Below are 24,807 nucleotides of genomic sequence, written 5' to 3' on the forward strand. Positions count from 1 at the left end.
TTAAAAATAAATCATACACCTTTTAAAGCTGCTTCATATTGAAATAAGTTAAGCAGTTTTTTTATTTTGCTTTTTATCTTCAGAAACTTCTTGTCGGAAGGACTTAATTAATGCATAGGACATGAATAGAAGAACAATCCCTAATGGTAATGCACTGACAATAATAGCTGCTTGCATGCCTTGCAGGCCACCTGTACCTAATAAAATTGCTGAAATAGCAGCTAAAATGATTCCCCAAATAAATGTAACAAAGAAAGGTGGATTTAAATTCCCATTTGTAGTTTGCATCCCCAGAACAAAAGTGGCCGAATCTGCAGAAGTCACAAAGAACGTCAAAATAAGGACTACAGAGATGGTAGAAAGAAACCTTCCAAACGGCATTTGATCATACACAAAGAATAGAGAGGTTTCTAAGCTTTGTTTTGCCACATCTAATCCTTTCACAAAATCAAAATAAATACCGGTACCTCCAAATATGCCAAACCATATTGAGCATACAAGTGTTGGAACGATTAATACAGCCATAATAAATTCACGAACCGTTCTTCCTTTAGATACGCGTGCAATGAAAGTTCCCACAAATGGGGTCCATGATATCCACCAAGCCCAGTAAAAAATGGTCCAATCTTTTACCCACTGGTTATTGTCCGAATTAAAGGGAGCAAATCGCAGCCCCATGCTTGGTAATTGTTGAACGTAGGAACCAAAGGTTGTAGAGAAAAGCTCTATTAAGTATTGTGTAGGTCCAAGAAAAAGAAAAGAAACAAATAGAATGACGGCTAAAACCATGTTAGCGTTGCTCAAATATTTGATACCTCTTGAAACACCGGTTCCTGCAGATGTAATAAATAAAATAGTTGTAATGGCAATAATAACGAGTTGAACTTTATAGCTAATAGGCATGCCAGTTAGGTAATGAAATCCACTATTTATCTGTGAAGCTCCTAATCCTAAAGATGCGGCCACCCCAAATATGGTAGCAAATACAGCTATGATGTCTACTGCGTAGCCAATTGGTCCTTTACTCTTATTTCCAATAAGAGGGGTTAGGGTTGCGCTCATTAGTCCAGGCATGTTTTTTCGGAATTTATAATAGGCTAAGGCAAGTGCTACTACAGCATAAATTGCCCAAGCATGAAATCCCCAGTGTAAATATGTATATTCTAGGCTCAGTTTTGCAGATTCAGTAGTTTGAGGTTTCCCAAAAGGGGGTGTAGCATAGTGGGAGATTGGCTCAGAAATCCCATAAAAAAGTAAACCAATTCCCATCCCAGCGCTAAATAACATAGCGAACCAAGTAGGGGTACTAAACTCAGGTTTTTCATGGGGTTTGCCCAGTTTTATTTTTCCAAATCGACTAAAAGCTAATACTAAGGCAAATATTAAAAAGAATGTGGCAGAAAATTGATAAAACCAACCAAAGCGATTAAGCAAATAACTTTCCGCGGTGGTCATGACGTGAAGTAGATTAGTTGGTTTTAATATACCCCAGCCTACAAATAAAACGCTAATGATTAAAGAGATCCAAAAAATAGGTGTTGTTTTCTTCATCATCTTCCTCCTTCATATTTTTAATTAACATTAATGACTTCCAGAAAGACTTAAATTTACTATTTTGCCATTTTAGCTCCTTTTTCTAAAATTTCTATCTTAATTCCCTTAATACGGAATGAAAAAACGTCTTTTATACCAGCTATTTGGTAAGGAGAGAGCTTTTGCAACCTTTTAATCATTTCAGTAGATTAAGTCCGGAATAGACTTCTTTTAAAATAGAAATGAGTTTTTCTTTTAATGACGATGAAAAGGAGACATGAGAATATAAAGACTCTGATTCAACATTTTATCCAGTATAAGTTGGCTATAGCAATCAAACTGAAAACTATAAATCTTGCAATTTTTAAAGGATGAGTAATTTTATATTCAACAAAGGGATTAATCTGCCTTATTACCTTTGCAAAGAGTAAATTATCTGTGAATGCAAGAACTATCGCAAACCATAAAACATTATCATTTAACTTAACGAAATCAAAAATTAAATAAATAAGAAAAATTCATACATAAGCTAAAATATAGTTGCAGCAAAACAAAAAAGTTAAGTTATTATTTATTATGGGGGTGGAAATTATGAAAGTGACAATTTTAACGTTAGGCAGTAGAGGAGATGTACAGCCTTATATTGCACTTGCTCGAGAAATGATTAAGATTGGACATGAAGTAGTCATTTGTACAGGTGCGACGTTTCAACATTTTATTGAAGAAAATAAGGTTTCCTTTCATCCCGCTGCTACTGATTTGATGGCGATAATGGAGAGCGAGGAAGGAAGAGATATACTTAATGGTAAGAAGTTTTCACCTTTTAAAATAATGAAATTTTCAAAAGAAAAAATTGCTCCATCCTACAGAAGAAGTATGGATGATTTTTATCAGGCTTCCCAAGGAGCCGATCTAATCATTTATCATCCTAAAGCTCTTGGTGCCGTTGATATTGCGCTGTACTATCATATTCCTTGCATTTGCTTACCGCCCGTTCCAATTATGTATCCAATTACAGAGTTCCCAAATTTCTCTTTATCGTCAAAACAAAGCTTTGGTCCTACATTAAATAGATTATCCTACAAGATAGTAAAGTTCAGTGAGTACCCTTTTATGAAAGAAATTAACGATTTTAGAGAAAAAACGTTAAAATTCCCGAAGAGAAAAGCCGGACTTTACACATATGACGTAAACGGTGCACCTATTCCTATAATTTATCCTATTAGTCCTTTTCTTTTCAAAGAAGTAGAGAGTTGGAAAGGTTCTGTATGTCTACCAGGTTTTTTCTTTTTAGAAGTAGAGGAAGAGGTGCTACCCAATGAAATAGAAAACTTTCTAGAAAAAGGAAAGAAGCCTATTGTAGTATCATTTAGTTCTATGCCTTTAAAGAGTCCATCAATTTTTAAACAAAAGTTAATTCAGGCATTAAAGGAGACGGACAATCGCGCAATAGTGCTAACAGGAACAAGCGGTATGAAGTTTAATCAACAAGAGAATATACTCGCCGTTAAAGGTGCATCCCATAGACTTTTATTTAAACGTGCTAAAGGCATTATTCATCATGGAGGTGTTGGAACAATGTCTGAAGCTTTACTGAGTGGCGTACCACAAATTATCATTCCGTTTACAGTGGATCAACCGTTTTGGGCAAATCTTCTCTATAAAAAAGGGTATTCACTAAAGCCGTTACAAGAAAAAAATCTCCAAGTATTCGAATTGGTTCACGCGTTAGAACAAGTAGAAAATAAAGAGTATATTGAAAATGCTCAACAAATAAAAAGCATCATTCAATCGGAAAATGGTGTATACCAAGCGGTGAAGCATATAGAAAGCGTAGTACACAAATTGCGGGATAAATAGATGGATTGAAGGATAGCTAAACAGCTAGTATGTGTTTTAAGAGAAGAGTTTTATCCAATCAACTCTTATATATGAAAACAGCTTTGTTTGTAATAAAGTTACGTTCTCCAGTTAATAGTAAGTAACGACAGGAAGTGACTGTAAGTCGACTTACATACATAGGTGTTTAAATAAAGGAGTTTTTATGGATATAAATAAGGGAAAGCAAAAGCTCGAACTAATAAAAGGATTACTACTTATAGCCAAAATATCTATAGCTTCTGGTGTATCGTGGGAACTGGCAAAAATGTTAGGCTCTAAGCATCCTTATTTGGCGCCTTTAACTGTGATTCTTTCTATTCAAGAAACCATCCAGCATTCTGCTGTGTATGCTTTTTATCGAATTATCGGCACTCTTTTTGGAATTGCTGCTACGATTTTTATCATTAAACATGTAGAAGTGAACGGATGGACGATAGGGTTATTATTAACAATGGGAATGGTGCTTCCTGTTGTATTAAGGCTACATAAGACGATCATTCATCAAATTGCGCTTACTATTTTATTAGTTTTTGTATTTGTTCATAAAACAAATTATTATGTCTCTGATCGAATAAGAGACACGATCATAGGAGCTCTTGTCGCTATTATTGTTCATATCATAATTGTTCCACCAAATTACGTAAAAGAAGCTCGTAGAACTTTAACTCAATTTGGAATAGACCTTGGACAATTATTTGAAAAGGTGGCTTACTGGGTAAATAATAACTGTACATTTGTTGAAGGAGAAAATTTAATAGATGATACAACCAACTTGCTTCAGGAACTTCACCAGGTCGAAAAGGAATTAAGGAAAGCAGAAAAGAGTTTAAGGTTGAACCCATTTGGCAGAAATAAAAAGCAGCAGTTAAAACAAAATGAACAATTCCTTTTATGGGTATACCTATATTTCGAGTGTACTCACTACATTTAACGACTGGTCCAAAACGAATTCTCTACCCACAGTTGATGGACAAAAATGGGCTGTTCAACTACAGGTATTAGGAGAATACATAACAGAACAAGCTAATAAAAACGTAGAAAATTACTCTATAAAGAAATCATCTTTGGATGTACTCGATCTTTCTTCGATACCTTTACAAATCCGTATCCCACCTGAACTAGAGTCCCAGAGATATCAATTAAGTCTATATAATGATACGCTTAAATTAATTGATAAATTAAAAGCAAAATGATACTAATTCAAGTGATCCAGATATCCCTTTTATAAGTGGGGTGATAACTTCAGTATCCAGTTATTGAACTATACATGCACAGTAGAAGAGGGAAAGAAGTTACCAAGGGGTGACTTCTTTTTTTTATTGAATAAATAATACAATTTAGCTTTTATATTTTCCGCTCCAGTGCTCATATCCACATAAAATCTAGAATATGTTTTTAATAAGTCGTTAAGCCTTTTAACTAGCTACAAAAAAATATAAAAATTTATATTGACAGTAGGAGCATATGATTTTATAATTATCCTTAATTAAAGATATTTTAATTCGAGATTTTAAAGTGATGAAAAAATAGGAGGAATAAAAAATGGTGAGCATTGGTTTATTGTTAATACGTTTAGTCATTGGATTATCTTTTATGGCACATGGAACTCAGAAATTATTTGGATGGTTTGGCGGCCACGGCTTAAAAGGAACGGGCGGATGGTTTGAATCTATCGGAATGAAGCCAGGCGTTAGAATGGCGTTAATGGCTGGTTTATCTGAGCTAGTAGGCGGAGCTTTATTTGCTGCAGGACTTCTTACGCCGCTTGGAGCACTTTTGATTGCCGGAACAATGGTTATGGCGATTGTGAAAGTACACGGTCCAAATGGATACTGGGCAACACAAAACGGATATGAATATAATCTTACGCTTTTAGTCGTAGCAATCGGTGTAGCTATTGCAGGACCAGGTTATTATGCACTAGATACTTTTATTTTCTAAAAGAGAAAATGGGTTGGAATAAGCAAGGTGCTTTTATTTTTTGACTAATATCTTGAATTCGAGATATTTACGATAAATAGTTGTAATTTTAAGAGGGATAACGAAACATATGACGAAAAATGTATCGAAGGAGATGGTAGTAATGAGTAAAAAAACAGCGGGTATTCATCATATCACGGCGATTGTAGGTCATCCTCAGGAAAATGTTAATTTCTATGCGGGCGTGTTAGGGTTACGCTTGGTCAAACAAACGGTAAACTTTGATGATCCAGGAACGTATCACCTTTACTTTGGGAATGAAGGCGGAAAACCTGGAACGATTATCACATTCTTTCCGTGGGCAAATGCACGACAAGGAAAAATAGGCGACGGGCAAGTTGGCGTAACTTCCTATGTGGTTCCAAAAGGTGCGATGGGCTTTTGGGAACAGCGATTAGCTAAGTTTGGAGTTCCAGCTACAAAGATGGAGCGATTTGGAGAGCAGTATTTAGAGTTTGACGATCCTCATGGTTTGCATCTAGAGATTGTGGAAAGAGAAGAAGGTGAAAAGAATACGTGGCAAGCTGGTGAAATTAATTCAGATGTTGCTATTAAAGGATTCGGAGGCGCTACGTTATTATCGGTTCGACCTGATGAAACAGCTCAATTATTAGAAAACGTAATGGGGCTAAAAAAAGTAGGTCAAGAAGGAGATTTTATACGGTTTCAATCATCAGCTGACATTGGAAATATCATCGATTTAAAATTAACAACCATTGGACGCGGGCAAATGGGCGTTGGAACGGTTCACCATATTGCATGGCGAGCAAAAGATGATGAAGATCAGTTGGAATGGCAGAAATACGTAGCCGATAGCGGATACGGAGTGACGGCTGTTCGAGATCGAAATTACTTTAATGCGATTTACTTTAAAGAACACGGAGAAATTTTATTTGAAATTGCAACAGACCCTCCAGGTTTTGCACATGATGAGTCACTTGAAACAATGGGAGAAAAGCTCATGCTTCCTGAACAGTACGAAACCCATCGAGATCAAATTGAAAGAGCTTTGATTCCTTTTGAAGTGAGAGAATTAGACTGAATTTTACTGAAATAATTCTTTTAGTAATGGTAAAACGCTAGTTTAACCCTAAATTAGGTACAAAGAAGGAATTAATTTATCTATATATAAAACTAATATCTATATTTGAAACACCGTGGTAATATGAAATTAATTCCAAGTAAGGAGGTGAATAGATGACAAAAACCATTGGTCTTATTTGTGGAAGTTTACGAAAGAATTCGTATAACCGAATGATTGCTGAGTCATTGACTACATTAGATGACTCAGCTCAATATCGCTGGATCGAAATAAGCAGCCTGCCTTTTTTTAATGAAGACTTAGAAGCTGACGGATCACCAGAATCTGTCGCATCCTTTAGAGCTGCGATTCAAGATGTTGATGGTGTTATCATTGTAAGTCCAGAGTACAATTCCGGAATTACAGGAGTATTAAAAAATGCTTTGGACTGGGCATCAAGGCCTCGGACTTCTTCTGTTTTAAACAGAAAACCAGTTGGTCTCATTGGCGCAACTCCAGGAGGCTTCGGTACGGCTTTTGCTCAAAAGCAAACGAGAGAAGTACTAGAAGCTATGCAAGTTCATGTTTTACCATTTCAAAAAATGCTGATTTCGCAAGTTCATGAAAAAGTTGATGCTCAGCAAAAGGTCCTAACTGATGAGTCAACGAAACGCTATCTTCAGCGCTACTTACAGCAGTTCATTCATTGGATTGATCAAGCGCCTGTTCCTGTTCTAGATTAAGAAAGAGAACACACCTCACGAACCTTCACCTCAGAAATAACTTTTCTTTCTATACATGTTTTACTCAACAGATCATAAATGAAATCTAAAAAACCGTTCAAATGATAGACCGCTTGTAAGGAATGAAAAAGGTACGTGTCCTTACTTGCCTTAATTTAAGGAGGATGATAAAATGTCTGATCTTTACTCTCGCCTTTCAAAAGATGATGCTGCCGTGCTTTTAGTTGACCACCAAACGGGTCTTATTTCTGGCCTTGTACGTGATTATGGTGTTGATGAATTTAAAAACAACGTATTGGCTCTTGGTGATACGGCTAAATTCTTTGATTTACCGGTTATTTTAACAACTAGCTTTGAAAATGGACCCAACGGCCCGCTAATGGGGGAACTCGTTGATTTGTTTCCTGACGCGCCAAAAATAGCTCGTCCTGGACAAATTAACGCGTGGGACAACGAAGAGTTTGTTAAAGCCATTAAAGCGACCGGGAAAAAACAGCTGATTATCGCGGGTGTAGTGACAGACGTCTGCGTTGCTTTTCCTGCGCTTTCTGCCATTAAAGCAGGCTACGAAGTGTTTGTTGTGACAGATGCTTCCGGGACGTTCAACAAGCAAGTCGCAGATGCGGCATTAACGCGTATGGCTCACGGCGGCGCGCAGCTTATGAACTGGTTTAGCGTAGCGTGCGAGCTGCAGCGTGACTGGCGCAACGACGTTGAAGGTTTTGGCAATTTAATTTCTAGTCATCTTCCTGGTTATCAAAACTTAATGGGCAGCTATAGAGGAGCTCAGCGCGATTTCAGCAAGCAGAGTGTCTAACGTAGCGGAGCTTAAGTTTGGCATCGGTCGTTCTCTTTACATATAAAACACGAAAGTAGAATGGCATCTATGGATCATTTATGTGACGGAGAAAATGTAACAACATAAAAGTAACTGTTAGATAGGTGAGCCGACTGATGAACCGTTGGCTCACCTATCTTTTACTAAGCTGCCTTTCATGAAGTATGCGTCTCTTATATATAAAATAAAGTACATTCACGACAGCCTGGTAAATGATAGGAAGGGATGCGGAGTAGTGGAAGAAAAAAAAGTTACGTGGCTGGAGCTTTTTTATGATTTGTTATTTGTGGCAGCCGTTGCTACTGCTACGCATGTTTTGCTTCACGTTGAACAAGGGTATATTCATGGAGAGTATTTGTTAAAGTTTGTACTAATCTTTATTCCTATATGGTGGGCGTGGACCGGACAAACGATGTTTATCAATCGGTTTGGACAAGACTTTTTGCATCAGCGCATTTTTATGATTCTTCAAATGCTGTTTGTTCTTATCATGATCTCAAGCTTGTCCGTAGATTTTAATCAATATTACGTCTCTTTTTTGATTGGCTATATTGGGCTAAGAGCGTTAACCTCGATTCAATACCTTATTGTTCAAAAATTTGAACGAGATGAACGAAAAAAAGTTGCTGTGTTTTTAGGCACATGCTTTGGAATTGGGATTTTCATCTCACTTCTTTCGCTTCTTTTTGATTCATGGATTCGCTACGCCGTGTTGTATACAGGAATTGCAGTGGATATGATTTTACCTGTTTTAGGGCATAATAGACTGGCAAAATTACCGACCAACACCGCTCATTTATTAGAGCGTTTTGCTTTGTTAACATTAATCCTGTTTGGAGAATCCGTTGTCAGCATTCTTGCTGTGATACAGCCACAAAAAGGGGACTGGAATACCATTTTATTTTCGGTTATTTCATTTGTCCTAATTATTGCTATGTGGTGGCAGTACTTTGAGAATGTAGAAAAGAAAGTAAACAAGTCTATTCAAAGAGCCGGACAAACGATTATTTACGGACACTTACTTATCCTCATGTCTCTAAGCATGATTGCAGCATCGATTAAGCTCATGTTTTTACATGAAGTTCAGTACACATTCAGCTTATATTTTGTATTCGGATCCGTGCTGCTTTATTTCATGGCAACCACTCTTGTTTTTCACCAATATAGATTTGAACAACATCGTTTGAAAGTGTATCACTTGGGAATGTTTTTAGGAATTTTAGCGGTATTTTTTATTGTTAACTTAATACTTATTGTTCCCAGCACTGTCGTCATAGGAGAATTAGCGATCTTTTTTATGATCTACGCTAGGTTTACGACCACTTAACCAAATAAAGAATGACTATATAATGGAGGTAGCGAAATGGCAAAAATTACGGTAGGAACAGAAAATGAAGCACCTATTGAACTATACTACGAGGATCACGGGACAGGAAAGCCGGTCGTCTTAATCCATGGCTGGCCACTAAGCGGACGGTCTTGGGAATATCAAGTTCCGGCTCTTATTGAGGCTGGACACAGAGTCATCACGTATGACCGCCGAGGATTCGGCAAGTCTTCTCAGCCATGGGACGGATACGATTATGATACATTTGCTGCTGATCTACATCAGCTGCTAGAACATTTGGATTTAAAAAATGTGACACTAGTTGGGTTTTCAATGGGTGGCGGAGAAGTAGCCCGTTATGTAGGAACATACGGCACAGATAGAGTAGAAAAAGCCGTATTTGCAGGAGCCGTACCACCATTTCTTTACAAGTCAGAGGATCATCCTGAAGGAGCATTGGATGATGCAGGAATCCAAGAATTTGAAAACGGCGTAAAAAATGATCGTTTAGCTTTTCTTGAGGATTTTACAAAAACATTTTTTGGAGCTGAAGACGGAAAGGGCTTAGTCAGCGAACCATTTCGACTGTACAACCGGGATATTGCAGCAGCTGCATCACCTAAAGGGACGCTAGACTGTATAGCTGCTTTCAGCAAAACGGATTTCAGAGACGATTTAGCTAAGTTTACAATACCGACTCTTATTATTCACGGTGATGCAGACGAGATCGTTCCATTTGAATATAGCGGAAAGCGAACGCATGAAGCCATTTCTGATTCGAAATTAGCTTTAATAAAAGGCGGTCCTCACGGCTTAAATGCAACGCATGCACATGAATTTAACGAAGCGCTGCTTTCGTTTTTAAGAGACTGAATATAAGTGAATGTTTGATAAGTAAAAACAGCTCGGAAAATAGTTAATGAACAGAAGAAGTGACCAAAGGGTCACTTCTTTTTTGTTTTTTTACGCCGGTAGAAAAGCTTACTATAGTAAGGGAGGCCATTTAAATTGCTTTACTATAGCTTTAAAAGATAAAAATCAAATAATAAACGTTTGCCATTCTGTGGTGCGAGAGCTTATGTTAAACTTTTAAATGGGAAATATAACCTTCAGTCCAACAGCTATTCTAAAATGACAACAAAGATTGGATTGAACAGTTATGTAATCGCTAACACTTCTATTTTATAATAAACATGAGGAGGATAATAAGATGTTTGATCATAAATCATTGCAGCTGCTTGAGCAGATGATTAATTACCCGAAGTTATCAATTCCGGAGTTGAGACTTCAAATAAATTTATCACCTCGACAATTTGCCTATACGCTTGATAAGTTGAACAATGCATTAAGCAATTTAGATTTACCGAAAATTCAAGTGATTGATATAGAATTTAAGGTTGATGAAAGAATTAAAAATTATTGGAAACTAGAAGGAACATCGCTTAACCGTCAGCAGTCAGTTTTTCAAGAGACTGAGCGGATATACTTAATTTATTTATACACGTATATAAGAAAAGAGCCTATAGCAAATATACATTATCAGTCTTTTCTGCAGGTAAGCAGGAATACAGCACTAGCGGATATTAAAAAGCTTCGTTCGTATTGTGAGAAAGAAGGCATTCAGTTATCTTATAACCGGACAGATGGCTTTCATCTAGAGGGAGAAGAGAGGCTTAAGCGTCGATTTGCAACTATTTGTATTGGAACACTTTTGCAATTGCCAATGGGCATTTCAGGGATGAAGCAGGTTCTTAATAGTTGGAATTATGAAAATACGGGTTCAGTAATTAGAGAGAACGTAAATGATTTAGCTAAAAAATATCGGATTGATTTTGTTAGTAACCGGCTAGATCAGCTAGTTTATGAACTCTTATTTCTACAGTGCAGGTCTGGGCATCATAAACTGATTCTACCAATCAAGCAAATTAAATTAATGAAAGAACAGCCCTTACTAAAAATGGGGGAAGAGCTATCAGCTTATTTATTTGATGAAGTGGCTGAAGCAGAGGTTATCTATCTAACGGTTCAATTGTTATCTGCTATGCAGAATATAGACGAGCTCCATATTGATGAAAAGCTTGACCTTGTATCGAGTACTATTATTTCAGAAGTAGAGCGCTTAATATTAGTACCATTTAAGGAAAGGCATATTTTAAAATCGCTCTTATATAAACATTTGGTACCAGCCTATTTTAGAATCATCTGTGAAGTGCCATTATCAAATCCGTTAATTGACACAATTAAAACAGAGCACGGTGTACTCTTTGAATTTGTTAAACAGGCGTTGAAGCCGCTTTCTGAATATACGGGAAAATGTATTTCAGATGAAGAGATAGGGTATTTTACGATTTTATTCGGTGGGCATGTTCGAAAACTGGAGGCTAAACCTAAAGTGTATAAAGCCACAATCGTTTGCCCAAACGGGATTAGTTCCTCTATGATGCTACGAACGCAATTACGACAACTGTTTCCAAAATTGCATTTTACAGAATCATATTCGGCTGCAGAAATCGAAAAACTGTCACCAGACAGTTACGATATGATTTTTTCAACTATTTATTTGGAATCATCCAAGCCTGTTTATTTAACACGTCCACTATTAACAGCGCTAGAGGAAAACTATTTGCAGCAGGCCGTGGCAGCTGATTTCAATTTGCCGGTTCAATCGACTATCCCAATGGATAAGTTAATGGCGACCATACGAAAATATGCAACTATTAAAAATGAAAAAGCGCTTTATGAAGATTTAACGAAACATTTAAGACAAAGCCATACACGTGAAAGGAGTTACGCCCCTATGCTTTCTGAACTTTTAACAGAGGATAAGATTCAATTCTCTGACGATTCTCTAGAGTGGGAAGAAGCAATCCAATTGGCAGCAAAACCTTTGGAGGAACAGCATTATATTACCTCAGCCTATACTCAAGCAATGATTGATAGAGTTTTAGAAATGGGAGCTTTTATTCATATAGGGAAAGGAATTGCTATTCCTCATGCCCGGCCAGAACAAGGTGTACAAGAGCTTGGTATGTCCCTTCTACGAATGAAGAAACCAGTTTTGTTACTGAACCAAGAAGAACATGCAATTGACTTGTTTATCTGTCTAGCAGCCATTGATAACAAATTACATTTAAAAGCACTGTCAGAATTGACCTCATTTTTAGTAAATGAAGACTCATTAAAACGTTTAAAAGAAGCTGAAACTTCAGCTGAAATTATAGCTATGATGCGAAAAAAAGGAGAAGATGAATAATGAAAATTTTAACAGTATGTGGATCAGGATTAGGAACAAGTTTTATGGTGGAAATGAATATTCAACAGTTGTTGAATGAGATGGGAGTAAGCGGCGTAGAAGTAAATCATTCTGATTTAGGTTCTGCAACACCAGAGGATGCAGACGTGTTCTTTCTTGCAAAAGATATTGCAGAAGGCGGGGCAAGCTTAGGAAACGTCGTAATTTTGGATAATATTATTGATTTAGAAGAATTACGCGCTAAATTAACAGGGGTTCTGCAAGAAAAAAATCTACTGTAAAGAAATTGAGAGGTGATAGCGATGAATCAGGTGTTAAATGTATTAGTTAACGTTCTGAGTGAACCCTCAGTTTTAGTAGCCATAATTGCTCTAGTAGGTCTACTTGCACAAAAGAAAAATCTTTCAGATACACTAAAAGGAACAACAAAAACGTTTGTTGGGTTCCTGGTTATTACAGCAGGTGCAGGGATTCTTCAACAAGCCCTTGCTCCATTTGGAGAAATGTTCAAAGCAGCATTTAACGTAAACGGTGTCGTTCCAAATAATGAAGCCATCGTTGCGATTGCACTGAGTAAATATGGTTCTTCGACCGCATTAATTATGTTTTTTGGTATGATTGTAAACCTGCTGATTGCTCGTTTTACACGATTTAAATATATTTTTCTGACAGGACATATCACTTTGTACATGTCATGTATGATTGCCATCATTTTATCCGTAAGTGGTTTTACATCGTTTTCATTAATTCTCTTTGGTGCTTTAACGGTGGGAATTTTCATGACGCTTTCTCCAGCCCTCGTTCAGCCTTTTATCCGTAAACTAACAGGTAATGATAATGTGGCATTAGGACATTCTGGAGCAGTTGGTTTTGCAGTTGGTGGTCTCGTGGGGATGGCTGTAAAGGGAAAGAAAGAGATTGTATCAACAGAAAAAATTAACTTTCCAAAAGGTCTCGGCTTCTTACGAGACAGTACGGTTAGTATTGCATTAACTATGGCGATTTTCTACGTTATTGTCGCTCTTTTTGCGGGGCCTGGTTATGTCGAAGGTAAATTAAGTGACGGAAAAAACTATATTTTATTTGCGGTACTTCAAGCAGGAATGTTTTCTGCCGGCGTTTTCGTCATTTTAGCTGGTGTACGATTGGTATTAGCTGAAATTGTACCAGCATTTAAAGGAATATCTTCTAAAATTGTGCCAAATTCAAAGCCAGCATTAGATGTTCCAATTATATATACTTATGCACCAAATGCTGTATTAATTGGTTTCTTTTCAAGTTTTTTAGGCGGCATTGTTAGTATGTTAATACTAGTTTTATCAGGAGGAATCATTATTTTACCAGGTGTAGTACCTCACTTCTTTACGGGTGCAGCTGCAGGGGTGTTTGGAAATGCAATGGGTGGTGTACGCGGTGCGATTTTAGGCTCATTTGTGAACGGCCTTTTAATCAGTTTCATGCCAATTCTATTAATACCCGTGTTGGGAGATTTGGGTCTATCAAATGCTACATTTTCAGATTCAGACTTCGGTATAGTGGGACTATTCTTGAGTGGGCTAGCTCATTTCGGTGGAAAAACTACCATTATGGTTGGTATTGGTTTAGTGTTACTGATAATGATCTTGGCCAGTATACGCAAGCAAGAAAGTCATGCAGTGCCTTACAAAAAAGTTGAGAAATAAAAAATGATAGACAAGAGCTTGAAGTAGTATCGTCAATCCATTCATTATCAGTTCATGCAATTAACAAAGGCATTCTGACCGCTTCAAGGATTCTTTAGGGTGACGCATCTGATTCGTAAGCATAAGGTTACAAATAAAATCCCTTAGAAGCTCATCAGTTTCTAAGGGATTTTAACTGCTCTTTTCTAGATATAATTGCTTCAAAAGAAAAGGTGGTACAACTGACTAATCTGTTAAAAAGAATGTAATAAAAAATTCAATATAGTGTTTTGCAGGTTTTCATGAAACTCTTTGCGATTAAAGCCTTCCGGATCCTGAGAAGGGAGGAAGGTAGGAGATTTCATAAAGTCCGGAAATGGACTGAGAAATGAAAAATGTCCTCCATTTTCTACAACGATATACTGAACTTTTTCCGCATCAGAAACCCCATTTAACACAAATTCCCCGTGAAAAGAAGGAGTAATCGTATCCTTTTCTCCTGTAATCATTAAAATAGGTATATTCACGTCTTCAAGAGCTCCTCTTTCTCTAAACCATCCGGCGGCTGGCGCTAAAAGAATAAGTGATTGAACCCGCTTATCATGATCAACAGATAAACAATAAGGCTTTTGATCAGGAGATTCAGAAGGAAAAGAAGTGGGAACTCCACCTGCTACGGCAAGAGCCGTATATCCTCCCATTGAATGGCCAATAAGAGAAATGTTATTTGAATGAATGGACGGAGAAAAGGGACTTTCTTTTAAAAACCAATCAATTACAGTACGTATATGAGTAGGTCGATTTTTTAGGTTATCTATTGTTCCAGATAGCGTATTATTTTCTCGATTATTAAATGGATGCTGAGGTACCCCTACAATAAAACCATTACGTGCTAAAAACTGGGCAATGGTTCGATAAGCAAGAGGCGTGCTTCCATCTCCATGAGAAATAATGACCAAAGGAAATAATCCGTCTGAAAGTGGAGCATCTTGCGCAGCGCTTATCGTGTAAGGTCCCATCTTTTCAACTTTTTCTTCTTTATATGTAGGATACATAATAAGTAAAGGAAAGCCGTGTTCATTTCCTTGATCTTCTATATCTACGAATTGACATCCGGCATAAAATGACTGTCTTTCATCTTTTTTTATTTGCACGTATATCCTCCTCCTTGTTTTTAAAGATCCCTATTACAACAGGCTCATATATGAAATTTGATTGATTTAGCTCTCTTGGAAAATCAATTTGGATACTGTTAACTAACAAATATATAAACATGCTTTTTTAAAGTTATCCACTGCTAGTATCTTGAAATAATTTAAGTTCCATATTCGTATGTGATGATAAAACGATGTTTGTTGAAGGTGTACCAAACTCCATAGCTTTATGAATAAATTCTTCTAAAGTATGTACGGACTCTGTACATATTTTTGCTATGTAACTTATTTTTCCTGCCACACGATAACATTCCATTACATCAGGATGAACGCTACAAAACGCGGCATGATCCTTACATTTTGTCGTTTCAAATAAAACAAACGCAGTTATGTTTCTATTCAATTTTTCTGCATCAACAATTGTTTTATAGCCTTTTATAATCCCGTTTTCCTCTAACCTTCTCACTCGTTCAATGGTAGAAGGAGAAGATAAGTAAACTTTTTGAGCTAATTCTTTCATTGAAATCTTAGCATTTGGCTGCAGTTCATGAAGTATTTTTCTATCTATTACGCCCATTTTATCGTCAACCTTTTTTTATTAATTATTATCAAGTAATTACCTAATTTAGTAAAGATATCTTTAGAAATAACCTAATTATTTGTATATAACATTGCATGAATATTTCATAAAATTTACTGAAAGGAGATGATTCTATGAAGAAAATATTATTACTTTTAGCAAATGGATTTGAAGCTGTAGAAGCAAGCGTTTTTACAGATGTGTTTGGATGGAATAAATTTGAGGGAGACGGCACGACTGAACTAATAACAGCGGGCTTACATCCAAAACTAACATGTACATGGAACTTTACTGTAATTCCAGAAATGCTAGTATCAGATATTAATGTAAAAGAATTTGATGCGCTTGCTATACCAGGTGGCTTTGAAGAAGCAAATTTTTACGAAGATGCTTACGATGAGAGATTCTTGCAGGTTATTCGAGAATTTCACTCAGCAGGAAAACCTATAGCCAGTGTCTGTGTTGCCGCTCTTTCACTTGGAAAAAGTGGAATTCTGGAAGGTAAAAAAGCTACTACCTATAATCACCCCACAAGTATAAGAAGAGCACAGTTAAGAGAATTTGGTGTACTTGTTCAAGACGATTATATTGTCGTAGACCACAATATAATTACTTCGTCAAACCCCAGCACCGGGTTTGATGTGGCCTTTTTACTATTAGAGAAATTAACTTCTATAGAAAATGTTCAACAGGTGAAAAACTTAATGGGATTTAACTAATCAACGAATATTGTTTTTAGCGAAGAAACGAAAATGAACCGTTTTTAAACAGTAAAAGGAAATGAGTACTTTATTTTTTGATGTTGAAATAGAAAAAGAGTTAGACTTCTCGCTAAGAGTCTAACTCTTTTTGTTTCCCTAGAATGTATAATAATATTTATCTTTTGTATAAGTTTACTTTACCTTTATCAAAGTTTGTTGTATTATATAGTTGTAGTCAAAAAAAAGGAAGGTGATTACATTGAAAGAAAAAAATGGTGACTACGTTGAAAATAAAGTGTATGAACATCGGGTTTTAAACAGGATGTCTCAAAAAGAACTGGCTGACGCAGTTGGAGTATCTAAACAAACTATATATGTGATGGAGAAGAACAATTATTCGCCTTCTCTTGTTTTAGCTTTTCGAATAGCTGATTTCTTTAACGTAGATGTGAACGATATTTTTAGTTATGTGAAAGGAAGGGATTAAAATGATAACTGACAAAATAGAAAATGCCATTTTTACTCCTTTGAGAACCTGGACAGAACAATCAAATAGTAACTGGAATATGCTTATTTGTATTGGATTTATATCGCTTATAGTAGGAGCAGTTTTAATATATGTTTTTCAAAAGAAAATGGGCATGAGTGTGTCTGACGAAAGAACAAGCCAAATCGGTTTAAAAAGTGCCCTCGTTGTACTGTATGGAGTCATTTTGTGTGACCTGATTTTCCCAAAAGAATATATGTGGCAAATTTTCTTCTTATTTAAATATTCCATTGCATTCATTGCTTCAGGTATATATCTTGCTGTTCGATATAAAAGGGATTTTTTAAACTAGAGAATGACGCAGATTTGCCAGCAGTAAAAAAGCCATAGAAGGCTATACATTTCTTTGGCTTTAGTGTTTTAACTATAATTTTCTTACAACAACCTTATTAACTTCATGACAATCCTACTCTTATTTTTATGGTCGTCTTTAAACGAATAAGATTGATACATTTCTATAGACCAACCATCATTCATTCTCTTTCTTTAGTGCTCAACATTTCAGACATTCAATTATAGTAGACCATCGGTTACGTTTTATAAAATGAAATAGATGATGATCAATAACTAAATCATATTTATCATTAAATTTATAGTTAACTATATTCTCTACCTAGACGAGTGTGTCTCTACAGGAAAATATAGTGTTTACCGGAAAAGTATACTATAATTTATAGTAAAACAGATTCTATATTAAATTTCTCGTGAAAGCTGCCTTATCTGACAAACCGAGGCGGCTTTTACGTTTTTTATTTAAAAGGAGTATGACTATGAACAAGTATGATGAAATAGATTTTGAAAAGATCGCGCTTCACATACAGAAGCAAGTGGAAACAGACTCAAACAACGTACAGCTAAGAAAGGATGGGGTGATGGAAATAAGAGCATAAAAAAAGCTATTTCAATCGTATTGGCATCGGAGTGAAATAGCTTTTTCTATTTTACATTCAAGAGTTTGTTAGTTCATATGAAGATCCTTATATGTGAAGTATATCACAAACTATTTTTGTTGTGAAGGTAGCAAACGAAATTTGTATGACAAATTTTAAGGTACAAGAAGCAATCTCATTATTTGCGAGAGGCTGCTTCTTTATTGCGTTGATGGGGTTTGAATATTCGGTTTAGCATAACTCGTACGCAGATAGAAAAGAGTGCTTGACTTAGAAGAGAAAGAGCAGCAAGAAATAGATCTTGATAAGGTATATGGATATGCTGAATACATTAGGAAAAACAAATATCTTATATAATATAATGTTTCTATAAGCTGAAGCGTATAGTTTTAGGAAAGAATAGGGGTACAAGGATAGTATGAAATGGACAAAAGTAAAGAAAGATATGGGGAATTTAATCTGTGGTAAATTGAAGCATAGATTGAGTATTCATCTAACTAAATATAACGTTTCTCGTGGAGAGCAGACGCGTATTTGGATTACTTTAGATAAAAAGGAAGTTTTTAATGCTTCTTCAGCAGAATATTTAATGGAACATGATAACCTCTGGGAGGAAGTGAAGAGAAAAACAAGCAAACCTTTTCCCGAGTGTTTATATGAATGTTTCCCAGAATTCATTGGCCAGGTAGATGATATGGACTACACTGCAAGTATTCTAAAACATAGAGGCGTTTTTAACGCTGAACATGTTTATGGCGCTTTTATCCAGTATCCTCAGCTGACCATTCATCGAGCATTAAATTCTGAGAATATTATTCTTCAAGCTCTTGCATTAGTAGATAGAAGGTTAGGCAAGAGGACATTGGAAGCTTTAAGATATGATTCTAATGTCCCCCCCTTAATCATGCAATTTTATGAACTAAGGTGCGAGGTTGATAACATCACGCCGTTCAAACATACGCCCAGTTAATAAAAAAGGAGGCTAAACTGTGAAGCCCACAAATTTCTTCATTAAAGATATCCAAGAATTTCAATCCACTAATAAAAATTTAAAAAGTATCTTTAACACAAATAAGGAATTGCCTGACCAAGTATTTAACCAAAGGTGTGATTATTATTTATTTGAAGAGTTCTATTGGGTGATGTGTGATGATTTTTGGCCTACCGTACAATATTTAACAAAAATCTTTAGTGAAAAGGAAGTTACAGTTGCGGTTTTAGATCCACACCCCACAAACTATTTTTATAAAGAGTTTGGCTATTTTAATTACTTGAAGCTTCCTACTTCTTTATCAAGTGAAGAGTATAGGAATGCCTTAGAAATTGGACCGGAGGATTACCCTGCGGATGCCCCTTACTATAATTCAGAGAAGGTGGTATGGTTTTCTTCTTCTAAGCAGTGGGCGATATGGGGAGAAAGGAGCTTAGATATATGTGTCATAGGTTTTAATGAATCTGTTTTGTTAGACCATTTAATGACATCACCATCTAAATGGTCGTATTTAAATGAAGATGTTGAAGATTTAATTGGCTTAAATTTTAGAAATATGAAGCTTCCTCAAGACTTTAAAGACAGCTTATCAAAAAACTATGCTCATGATAGAGATAGTGGATGAGTATTATATTAATCTGTAAAAGGGACAAAGCTCTCTATAACTGCAAAAAAATTCTTTGCCCTGGAAGCAAAGGATTTTTTTATAGATAAATTCATTACGTTCAATAAGTTTCCTTCTATTACATGTGGGCAGGGGAGAACTATCGAGCAGAAAAAGAAGCTACATCAGTCCATTGCAGAGGGACTTCACACTGACTTAGACCTTTCTACAAACAATATCTTTATTACAGTAAACGAAACAACCCTTGAAAACTGGTCATTTGGGCAAGGAATCGCACAAATGGTTAATCAAAAGGAGGCACAATAAATATGAATAACGGTATTAATTCTAAGCTGCTGAACGACATGAGAGATCTTGCTCCTAACTTTGTGACTTTCTGCTTTAATCAGTATTGGCAACACTGAACAAATGTCTTTTCATCTGCAGCTGGCAAAAAAGAATGGAATGACTGAAAAAGAAATTATTGCACTAATAACTCATATGGCTTTTTACGTGGGGTGGCCAAAAGCAGCTGCAGTACTGAATATAGTAGCGGAGAAATAATAAAGGTAAAGCACATAAATATCGTTATTTTTTAGTTTGTATTTAATAGAAAAAGCTCCCTTTAATAAGGGAGCTTTTAAAGACTTTATTTAATCCATTGAAATTCTTTTAAAGGCCAATAAGCTAATTTTGCTTTTCCTACGATTTTGTCTACGGAGATTGTTCCTACTTGAGGTGATCTGCTATCTAAGCTATACATTCTATTATCTCCCATGACAAACAATTGACCTTCTGGAACTGTTTTGCTGCCTGTAAAATCCTCAAGTTTAAAATCCTCAGTTAACGGGCCTGTTACTATTTCTTTTTTGTATTGATCCAAATAAGGCTCTTCATATTTTTTTCCGTTTATATATAGCGTGTCATTGCGATATTCTATATGATCACCCGGTAAACCAATTACTCTTTTAATATAGTCTTTTTCCTTTGTAGCGTGAAAAACGATAATATCAAATCTTTTTATATTATCTGGGTTATTTTTACCCATTTCATTAAGAATAATATGTTCACTATCTTTTAAAGTAGGCATCATCGATTCGCCGTCTACTACTATAGGCGTAAATATGTACTCTCTCACCACAAAAGCCAGGATACAAGCAATAATGATGGATTTGATCCACGAAAAAATCTCTTTCTGTTTCAATTTAAAACTCCTCTACAACCGTAATACATGTTTAAGAGTATAACACAATATATAGAAATAAACCTTTAATTTAACAATTAAAGGTTTACTTAGATGATTTTTTAACAAGTTCAATAAACTTCATTGCATGATTTTGATCCTGCTTTATTATCTTTACTTTTTGGGGATCTAAAAGAATCTTTTTTATTTTATTATCTTTCCAAATGATAGTGTTATAAGATGGAACCTTATATAAATCTCTAAACCACTCCTCGAAGGAAGAAACACGTACAGCAAAGATGCTCGCAAAGGCTATTAAAGTTGTACTAGAGGAAACAGCTGATTAATACTTAATTAGATAAAAAGAAAGCCTTGTTTTATTTTGCAAAAGGCTTTCTTTTTGCAATACAAAGTCTTTTAATCTGCTAAATGCGTTTGCGCAGCAACAGATACAAAAGGGGACCGAACGAGCCAATTATTAGCGTGACTAGTGCCCATGGCCAAAAAGAACGGTTTGTCTTTTTGGCATCATGCCACATCCATACAAGCACTAGAATTAGTGCTATCAATAAATCAAAGAATATTTGCATAGAAGCATAGTTGTTAAATGCCTGAGAAAAAATACCAAGAAAGCCATAATGATATACGGCCAAACCTGTTAAAACAGAAAAAGATACTAATACTAAAATAAGTAATGCTTTTGGTATTCGATCATTTCTAGAAAGTGTGTTGCTGTCCATTGCTTTGTGGTTTTTACTTATCAATTCAATCATCCCCCTTTCTTAAAATGTAGCACTCATTACATTTTTTATCAACAAAAAAATGAATGGGAATAATGCAAAGCAGCTAAGTTTCCTTCATAATTGTATCTATACGACAGAAAAAGACAGTAAGGAGCTTTATATGAAAAAAGGTGAAAAGAAAAAACAAGAAATTATAGAAAAAACGGCTGACTATATTTTATTAAATGGTCTGCAGGCCTCCAGTTTGCGAAATCTTGCGAAAGCAGCGGAAACCAGCGATAGAATGCTACTTCATTATTTTAATGACAAAGAGGAATTATTTACGGTTGTGCTATCCTTTATTTCTCAAAAGCTTATTTACATGCTTCACAATACAGAAATGGAGAAGCATTCATTTCAGACGCTAGTTCCCCATTTGTATAACATGATGAGAGATCCTGAAGTTCGTCCATACATTAAGCTGTGGCTTGAATTAGTTGCGGTTGCATCAAAAGAAGGGGACCCATTTCATTCTGTAGCAAAGGAAATCTGCGACAGCTTTTATCAGTTCTACCTAGATATCATTAAGGTAGACGAAGGAGAGGATAAAGAACAAGTAGCAGCACTAGCTCTTGTTACAATTGAAGGAATAGCTCTCTTAGATGCAGTAGGTGACGATGCTCGTATTACAAAAGCGATTGCGGCAATTAATAAGGGTTGATCTGCAATAAGCGGAAAATAGAACCCTCTCTATTTTTTGAGTGATAGGTTAGGAACATCAAACTCTAAAAGCAAGGGAGTAAGATAGATGTAACTACTTCTCCTAGAGAACTGTACAGAAGGCCATAGCAGTAGAAATGGTGGGGGTTCTCAAAATAAGAGCATAAAAAAAGCTATTTCAATCGTATTGGCATCGGAGTGAAATAGCTTTTTCTACTTTACATTCAAGAGTTTGTTAGTTCATGTGAACATCCTTACATGTGAAGTATATCACAAACTATTTTTGTTGTGAAGATGAAAAACGAAATTTGTATGACAAATTTTATTGCGTTGAGAGATTTTGAATGGGTTATTTAGCGTGGCCCTTACGCAGAGGCTATTTTAGAACAGCTGAGCATCTTAATAAAAATTGACGTCACCTCTCAATACCTCAAAAAAACCTGCTTCTTTTAAAGGAACCTTTCAACTTCTACAGATAAACAAACACTAGTTTATCAGGTATATTGTTAAGAGAAGTTTTAAGTGGTAAGTTTGTGTTCACTATATTTGGTATAATAAGCATTTTTGGATGGCTACTCATGTACAGGAAATATAGATAACAGTAGCTCTGCCGATAAACAACCTTTTTAAAGAAAGCCATCTTATCGATAAAAATGATAAAAAGGAGGGACTCCAATGAAATTTGACGTACCTGAATTAGTTGAAGCAAAACGTCAAATTGATTCAACTTTACATAAACTCAGACAGACAGTAAAAACGTTTGAAGCTAAAGAAAATGCCGATAGATATAAATCTCAAATAACCTTAGCTAAAAGAAGGATACAAGCATTCGAACTTTCAGTAGCTCTTATTGAAAGGGAGATAAACGAACTTTCTAAAAGCTAGATGCCAGCTTTTAGAATATGAATTACAAAACGTTGGAAAACGTTATATTGCAGTAAAAGCATTTTAATTTATCTTCAATTGTCGCTTAGAGTGGAATATCAGAAAGAAAGAAACCTTAAAAATACTAGGGTTTCTTTTTTTGTAATTAGTACTCTGCGTAAGCCAGTATATCTTTTGGATTTTGGCTAAACCTGTTTCCAAAGCAGGCAGCCTTCGCACTTCTCAAAACGTATCTACGCTCTCTTTATTGCACTAAAAATAATTCATTCATTCATTTAAAAATAAGGGTTGAAGGTGACGCGACGTAATCTAATATAGTTGAACTATGACATATCAAGAAGGAGAGTAACGAAAATAAACAATCCTTTTTAGAAATGTATTCGGAACGTTATTAGAATGAAAGTAAAGGATGGGGGCATGGGAAGTGGAGAATAAAAAACGAATTCGCTCTTTAGATATATTAAGAGGACTAGCGATTCTGGGAACATTAGGAACAAATATTTGGCTGTTTGCCTATCTGGGAGATATAAATTATATATTTACTTTTAACCATAATCAATGGTGGTTATCAGGAGATGACTTTTTAAGAATCCTTTTTCTGTCCTTAATTAACGGAAAATTACTTGGCCTCTTAGCTATTATGTTTGGTGTTGGTTTAGAACTGAAATATCAGCAATCAAAACGATTAAATCAGACTTGGCCGGGAAGGTACATATGGCTGTCTTTACTTTTATTAATGGAAGGGCTTTTGCACTTTATTTTTGTCTTAGAGTACGACATTTTAATGTCTTATGCAGTAACTGCCATTGTCGTATCACTTATCGTAAAAATGCGAAAGAGAATGATACGAATAACAATGATTAGTGCAGCAGCGATTCATCTTTTCTTTATAGTACTTGTGTTCTTAGGTGTGCTAACTAACTCAATAGGAGATGAGCTAGTTGCTGTCCCAAAAGAAGTGGTGAACCTTTATCAACATGGATCATGGATGAATCAAATTCAGTATCGACTTTTTCATTTTTGGGAGCTGCGCACAGAAGCCATTTTCGTCATTCCATTTAATATATGCATGTTTTTACTTGGTGTTTTACTAGTGAGAATAGGGGCTTTTGACAATAATTCCAATGGTATTAATATCAGAAAGAAGATGATGAAAGCGGGCCTTTTAGTTGGGTTACCTCTAAACCTATTATTATTTGTTCCTGGAGGATACTTTGATTTTCCAGTAAGGTATGTGTTTGCCCCTATTTTATCGATTGGATACATGGGAGCCATTAGTTTTCTAATTGAAAAATTTCAGGCCTTTTCATTATGGAGAGTTTTAGAAAAAGTAGGTAAGATGTCTTTAAGTTGCTACGTGTTACAAAATGTTTTAAGCTCAATTTTATTTTATGGATGGGGCCTTGGATTGGGTGGACACCCTCGTTCATTCTTCGTCATTTTTGTTTGGATACTAATCTGTTTGTTTCAAATATTATTTGCTACTTTGTGGCTTCGTTATTTTAAAATGGGTCCTATGGAATCAGCGCGTAAACGCCTAGCCAGTTTAACTATAAAGAAAAATATAAAGAAAGATCTTACAATGTAAGTCAG

Annotated in this window: 24 protein-coding genes and 2 pseudogenes; 21 read left to right on the plus strand and 5 right to left on the minus strand. The window is 35.7% G+C overall.

What is annotated here, in order from left to right; translation table 11 throughout:
• Window positions 1–48: 48 nt before the first annotated feature.
• Complete coding sequence (locus ACH6EI_RS06070; RefSeq protein WP_108674267.1) at window positions 49–1,551, minus strand: BCCT family transporter; 1,503 nt, start codon at window positions 1,549–1,551, stop codon at window positions 49–51.
• Window positions 1,552–2,124: 573 nt separating this feature from the next.
• Between ACH6EI_RS06070 and ACH6EI_RS06075 the strand changes: the two genes are divergently transcribed.
• The 11 genes from ACH6EI_RS06075 (at window position 2,125) to ACH6EI_RS06125 (ending at window position 14,258) form a co-directional block, all read left to right on the plus strand.
• A complete protein-coding gene (locus tag ACH6EI_RS06075; RefSeq protein WP_098112472.1) occupies window positions 2,125–3,393 on the plus strand; it encodes a glycosyltransferase in 1,269 nt (422 codons plus the stop codon).
• A gap of 184 nt (window positions 3,394–3,577) precedes the next feature.
• Window positions 3,578–4,345, plus strand: coding sequence for an FUSC family protein (locus ACH6EI_RS06080; RefSeq protein WP_224980445.1), 768 nt, complete (start codon window positions 3,578–3,580; stop codon window positions 4,343–4,345).
• Window positions 4,346–4,956: 611 nt separating this feature from the next.
• Window positions 4,957–5,355, plus strand: coding sequence for a DoxX family protein (locus ACH6EI_RS06085; protein WP_013084346.1), 399 nt, complete (start codon window positions 4,957–4,959; stop codon window positions 5,353–5,355).
• A 142-nt stretch (window positions 5,356–5,497) separates the two neighbouring features.
• A complete protein-coding gene (locus ACH6EI_RS06090) occupies window positions 5,498–6,436 on the plus strand; it encodes a ring-cleaving dioxygenase (RefSeq protein ID WP_108674266.1) in 939 nt (312 codons plus the stop codon).
• 155 nt (window positions 6,437–6,591) lie between these two features.
• Window positions 6,592–7,158 carry an NADPH-dependent FMN reductase gene (locus ACH6EI_RS06095; RefSeq protein WP_028414849.1) on the plus strand — a complete coding sequence of 189 codons (567 nt, stop codon included), beginning with the start codon at window positions 6,592–6,594 and terminating at the stop codon, window positions 7,156–7,158.
• Between the two features lie 172 nt (window positions 7,159–7,330).
• Window positions 7,331–7,975: an isochorismate family cysteine hydrolase YcaC gene (gene ycaC / locus ACH6EI_RS06100; protein ID WP_033580062.1), complete on the plus strand. Its 645-nt coding sequence runs from the start codon at window positions 7,331–7,333 to the stop codon at window positions 7,973–7,975.
• Between the two features lie 256 nt (window positions 7,976–8,231).
• Window positions 8,232–9,323 carry a low temperature requirement protein A gene (locus tag ACH6EI_RS06105; RefSeq protein ID WP_189643470.1) on the plus strand — a complete coding sequence of 364 codons (1,092 nt, stop codon included), beginning with the start codon at window positions 8,232–8,234 and terminating at the stop codon, window positions 9,321–9,323.
• Between the two features lie 36 nt (window positions 9,324–9,359).
• Window positions 9,360–10,196, plus strand: coding sequence for an alpha/beta fold hydrolase (locus ACH6EI_RS06110; RefSeq protein WP_098112475.1), 837 nt, complete (start codon window positions 9,360–9,362; stop codon window positions 10,194–10,196).
• A 337-nt stretch (window positions 10,197–10,533) separates the two neighbouring features.
• Window positions 10,534–12,576, plus strand: coding sequence for a BglG family transcription antiterminator (locus ACH6EI_RS06115; RefSeq protein ID WP_098112476.1), 2,043 nt, complete (start codon window positions 10,534–10,536; stop codon window positions 12,574–12,576).
• Complete coding sequence (locus tag ACH6EI_RS06120; protein WP_028414844.1) at window positions 12,576–12,857, plus strand: PTS sugar transporter subunit IIB; 282 nt, start codon at window positions 12,576–12,578, stop codon at window positions 12,855–12,857. The genes ACH6EI_RS06115 and ACH6EI_RS06120 overlap by 1 nt, the downstream gene beginning before the upstream one ends.
• A gap of 21 nt (window positions 12,858–12,878) precedes the next feature.
• Entirely contained in the window at window positions 12,879–14,258 is a 1,380-nt protein-coding gene (locus ACH6EI_RS06125) for a PTS ascorbate transporter subunit IIC (RefSeq protein WP_028414843.1), read from the plus strand.
• Between the two features lie 233 nt (window positions 14,259–14,491).
• On the opposite strand, the gene ACH6EI_RS06130 is transcribed toward ACH6EI_RS06125, so the two are convergent.
• Both ACH6EI_RS06130 and ACH6EI_RS06135 read right to left on the minus strand, forming a co-directional pair.
• A complete protein-coding gene (locus tag ACH6EI_RS06130; RefSeq protein WP_098112477.1) occupies window positions 14,492–15,391 on the minus strand; it encodes an alpha/beta hydrolase family protein in 900 nt (299 codons plus the stop codon).
• A gap of 133 nt (window positions 15,392–15,524) precedes the next feature.
• Window positions 15,525–15,968 (minus strand): Lrp/AsnC family transcriptional regulator, encoded by a 444-nt coding sequence (locus tag ACH6EI_RS06135; protein WP_098112478.1) that lies wholly within the window; start codon window positions 15,966–15,968, stop codon window positions 15,525–15,527.
• Between the two features lie 137 nt (window positions 15,969–16,105).
• Between ACH6EI_RS06135 and ACH6EI_RS06140 the strand changes: the two genes are divergently transcribed.
• The 7 genes and pseudogenes from ACH6EI_RS06140 to ACH6EI_RS06170 form a co-directional block, all read left to right on the plus strand.
• On the plus strand, window positions 16,106–16,690 hold the full coding sequence (locus ACH6EI_RS06140; protein WP_098112479.1) for a DJ-1/PfpI family protein: 585 nt from the start codon (window positions 16,106–16,108) through the stop codon (window positions 16,688–16,690).
• A gap of 241 nt (window positions 16,691–16,931) precedes the next feature.
• Window positions 16,932–17,159, plus strand: a complete 228-nt coding sequence (locus tag ACH6EI_RS06145; RefSeq protein WP_028414839.1) for a helix-turn-helix transcriptional regulator — start codon at window positions 16,932–16,934, stop codon at window positions 17,157–17,159.
• Window position 17,160: 1 nt separating this feature from the next.
• Window positions 17,161–17,511, plus strand: coding sequence for a DUF2178 domain-containing protein (locus ACH6EI_RS06150; RefSeq protein ID WP_014458864.1), 351 nt, complete (start codon window positions 17,161–17,163; stop codon window positions 17,509–17,511).
• Window positions 17,512–18,527: 1,016 nt separating this feature from the next.
• Complete coding sequence (locus tag ACH6EI_RS06155; RefSeq protein ID WP_028414837.1) at window positions 18,528–19,079, plus strand: SF0329 family protein; 552 nt, start codon at window positions 18,528–18,530, stop codon at window positions 19,077–19,079.
• 19 nt (window positions 19,080–19,098) lie between these two features.
• Entirely contained in the window at window positions 19,099–19,725 is a 627-nt protein-coding gene (locus ACH6EI_RS06160; RefSeq protein WP_028414836.1) for a hypothetical protein, read from the plus strand.
• 114 nt (window positions 19,726–19,839) lie between these two features.
• A pseudogene (locus tag ACH6EI_RS06165) lies at window positions 19,840–20,031 on the plus strand (tautomerase family protein); the annotation flags it as partial.
• Between the two features lie 66 nt (window positions 20,032–20,097).
• A pseudogene (locus tag ACH6EI_RS06170) lies at window positions 20,098–20,268 on the plus strand (carboxymuconolactone decarboxylase family protein); the annotation flags it as partial.
• An 85-nt stretch (window positions 20,269–20,353) separates the two neighbouring features.
• Here the strand turns inward: ACH6EI_RS06170 and lepB are convergent.
• Together lepB and ACH6EI_RS06180 are read right to left on the minus strand one after the other, a co-directional pair.
• Complete coding sequence (gene lepB / locus ACH6EI_RS06175) at window positions 20,354–20,908, minus strand: signal peptidase I (RefSeq protein WP_028414835.1); 555 nt, start codon at window positions 20,906–20,908, stop codon at window positions 20,354–20,356.
• A 404-nt stretch (window positions 20,909–21,312) separates the two neighbouring features.
• On the minus strand, window positions 21,313–21,651 hold the full coding sequence (locus ACH6EI_RS06180; RefSeq protein WP_051418592.1) for a DUF2834 domain-containing protein: 339 nt from the start codon (window positions 21,649–21,651) through the stop codon (window positions 21,313–21,315).
• Between the two features lie 139 nt (window positions 21,652–21,790).
• Between ACH6EI_RS06180 and ACH6EI_RS06185 the strand changes: the two genes are divergently transcribed.
• The 3 genes from ACH6EI_RS06185 (at window position 21,791) to ACH6EI_RS06195 (ending at window position 24,802) form a co-directional block, all read left to right on the plus strand.
• Window positions 21,791–22,330, plus strand: a complete 540-nt coding sequence (locus ACH6EI_RS06185) for a TetR/AcrR family transcriptional regulator (protein WP_028414833.1) — start codon at window positions 21,791–21,793, stop codon at window positions 22,328–22,330.
• Window positions 22,331–23,004: 674 nt separating this feature from the next.
• Window positions 23,005–23,214, plus strand: coding sequence for a hypothetical protein (locus ACH6EI_RS06190; protein ID WP_028414832.1), 210 nt, complete (start codon window positions 23,005–23,007; stop codon window positions 23,212–23,214).
• Between the two features lie 409 nt (window positions 23,215–23,623).
• Window positions 23,624–24,802, plus strand: coding sequence for a DUF418 domain-containing protein (locus ACH6EI_RS06195; protein WP_108674857.1), 1,179 nt, complete (start codon window positions 23,624–23,626; stop codon window positions 24,800–24,802).
• The last annotated feature ends 5 nt before the right edge of the window (window positions 24,803–24,807 follow it).

The sequence above is a fragment of the Priestia sp. JSM ZJ58 genome, from assembly GCF_044383985.1.
GTDB classification, from domain to species: Bacteria; Bacillota; Bacilli; order Bacillales; family Bacillaceae_H; genus Priestia; species Priestia zanthoxyli.

What these genes read in the sequence shown, in the direction of transcription:
- ACH6EI_RS06070 (WP_108674267.1), bottom strand. Translation starts at nt 1,551, where the DNA reads ATGAAGAAAACAACACCTATTTTTTGGATCTCTTTAATCATTAGCGTT.
- ACH6EI_RS06075 (WP_098112472.1), top strand. Translation starts at nt 2,125, where the DNA reads ATGAAAGTGACAATTTTAACGTTAGGCAGTAGAGGAGATGTACAGCCT.
- ACH6EI_RS06080 (WP_224980445.1), top strand. Translation starts at nt 3,578, where the DNA reads ATGGATATAAATAAGGGAAAGCAAAAGCTCGAACTAATAAAAGGATTA.
- ACH6EI_RS06085 (WP_013084346.1), top strand. Translation starts at nt 4,957, where the DNA reads ATGGTGAGCATTGGTTTATTGTTAATACGTTTAGTCATTGGATTATCT.
- ACH6EI_RS06090 (WP_108674266.1), top strand. Translation starts at nt 5,498, where the DNA reads ATGAGTAAAAAAACAGCGGGTATTCATCATATCACGGCGATTGTAGGT.
- ACH6EI_RS06095 (WP_028414849.1), top strand. Translation starts at nt 6,592, where the DNA reads ATGACAAAAACCATTGGTCTTATTTGTGGAAGTTTACGAAAGAATTCG.
- ycaC (WP_033580062.1), top strand. Translation starts at nt 7,331, where the DNA reads ATGTCTGATCTTTACTCTCGCCTTTCAAAAGATGATGCTGCCGTGCTT.
- ACH6EI_RS06110 (WP_098112475.1), top strand. Translation starts at nt 9,360, where the DNA reads ATGGCAAAAATTACGGTAGGAACAGAAAATGAAGCACCTATTGAACTA.
- ACH6EI_RS06115 (WP_098112476.1), top strand. Translation starts at nt 10,534, where the DNA reads ATGTTTGATCATAAATCATTGCAGCTGCTTGAGCAGATGATTAATTAC.
- ACH6EI_RS06120 (WP_028414844.1), top strand. Translation starts at nt 12,576, where the DNA reads ATGAAAATTTTAACAGTATGTGGATCAGGATTAGGAACAAGTTTTATG.
- ACH6EI_RS06125 (WP_028414843.1), top strand. Translation starts at nt 12,879, where the DNA reads ATGAATCAGGTGTTAAATGTATTAGTTAACGTTCTGAGTGAACCCTCA.
- ACH6EI_RS06135 (WP_098112478.1), bottom strand. Translation starts at nt 15,968, where the DNA reads ATGGGCGTAATAGATAGAAAAATACTTCATGAACTGCAGCCAAATGCT.
- ACH6EI_RS06140 (WP_098112479.1), top strand. Translation starts at nt 16,106, where the DNA reads ATGAAGAAAATATTATTACTTTTAGCAAATGGATTTGAAGCTGTAGAA.
- ACH6EI_RS06150 (WP_014458864.1), top strand. Translation starts at nt 17,161, where the DNA reads ATGATAACTGACAAAATAGAAAATGCCATTTTTACTCCTTTGAGAACC.
- ACH6EI_RS06155 (WP_028414837.1), top strand. Translation starts at nt 18,528, where the DNA reads ATGAAATGGACAAAAGTAAAGAAAGATATGGGGAATTTAATCTGTGGT.
- ACH6EI_RS06185 (WP_028414833.1), top strand. Translation starts at nt 21,791, where the DNA reads ATGAAAAAAGGTGAAAAGAAAAAACAAGAAATTATAGAAAAAACGGCT.
- ACH6EI_RS06190 (WP_028414832.1), top strand. Translation starts at nt 23,005, where the DNA reads ATGAAATTTGACGTACCTGAATTAGTTGAAGCAAAACGTCAAATTGAT.
- ACH6EI_RS06195 (WP_108674857.1), top strand. Translation starts at nt 23,624, where the DNA reads ATGGGGGCATGGGAAGTGGAGAATAAAAAACGAATTCGCTCTTTAGAT.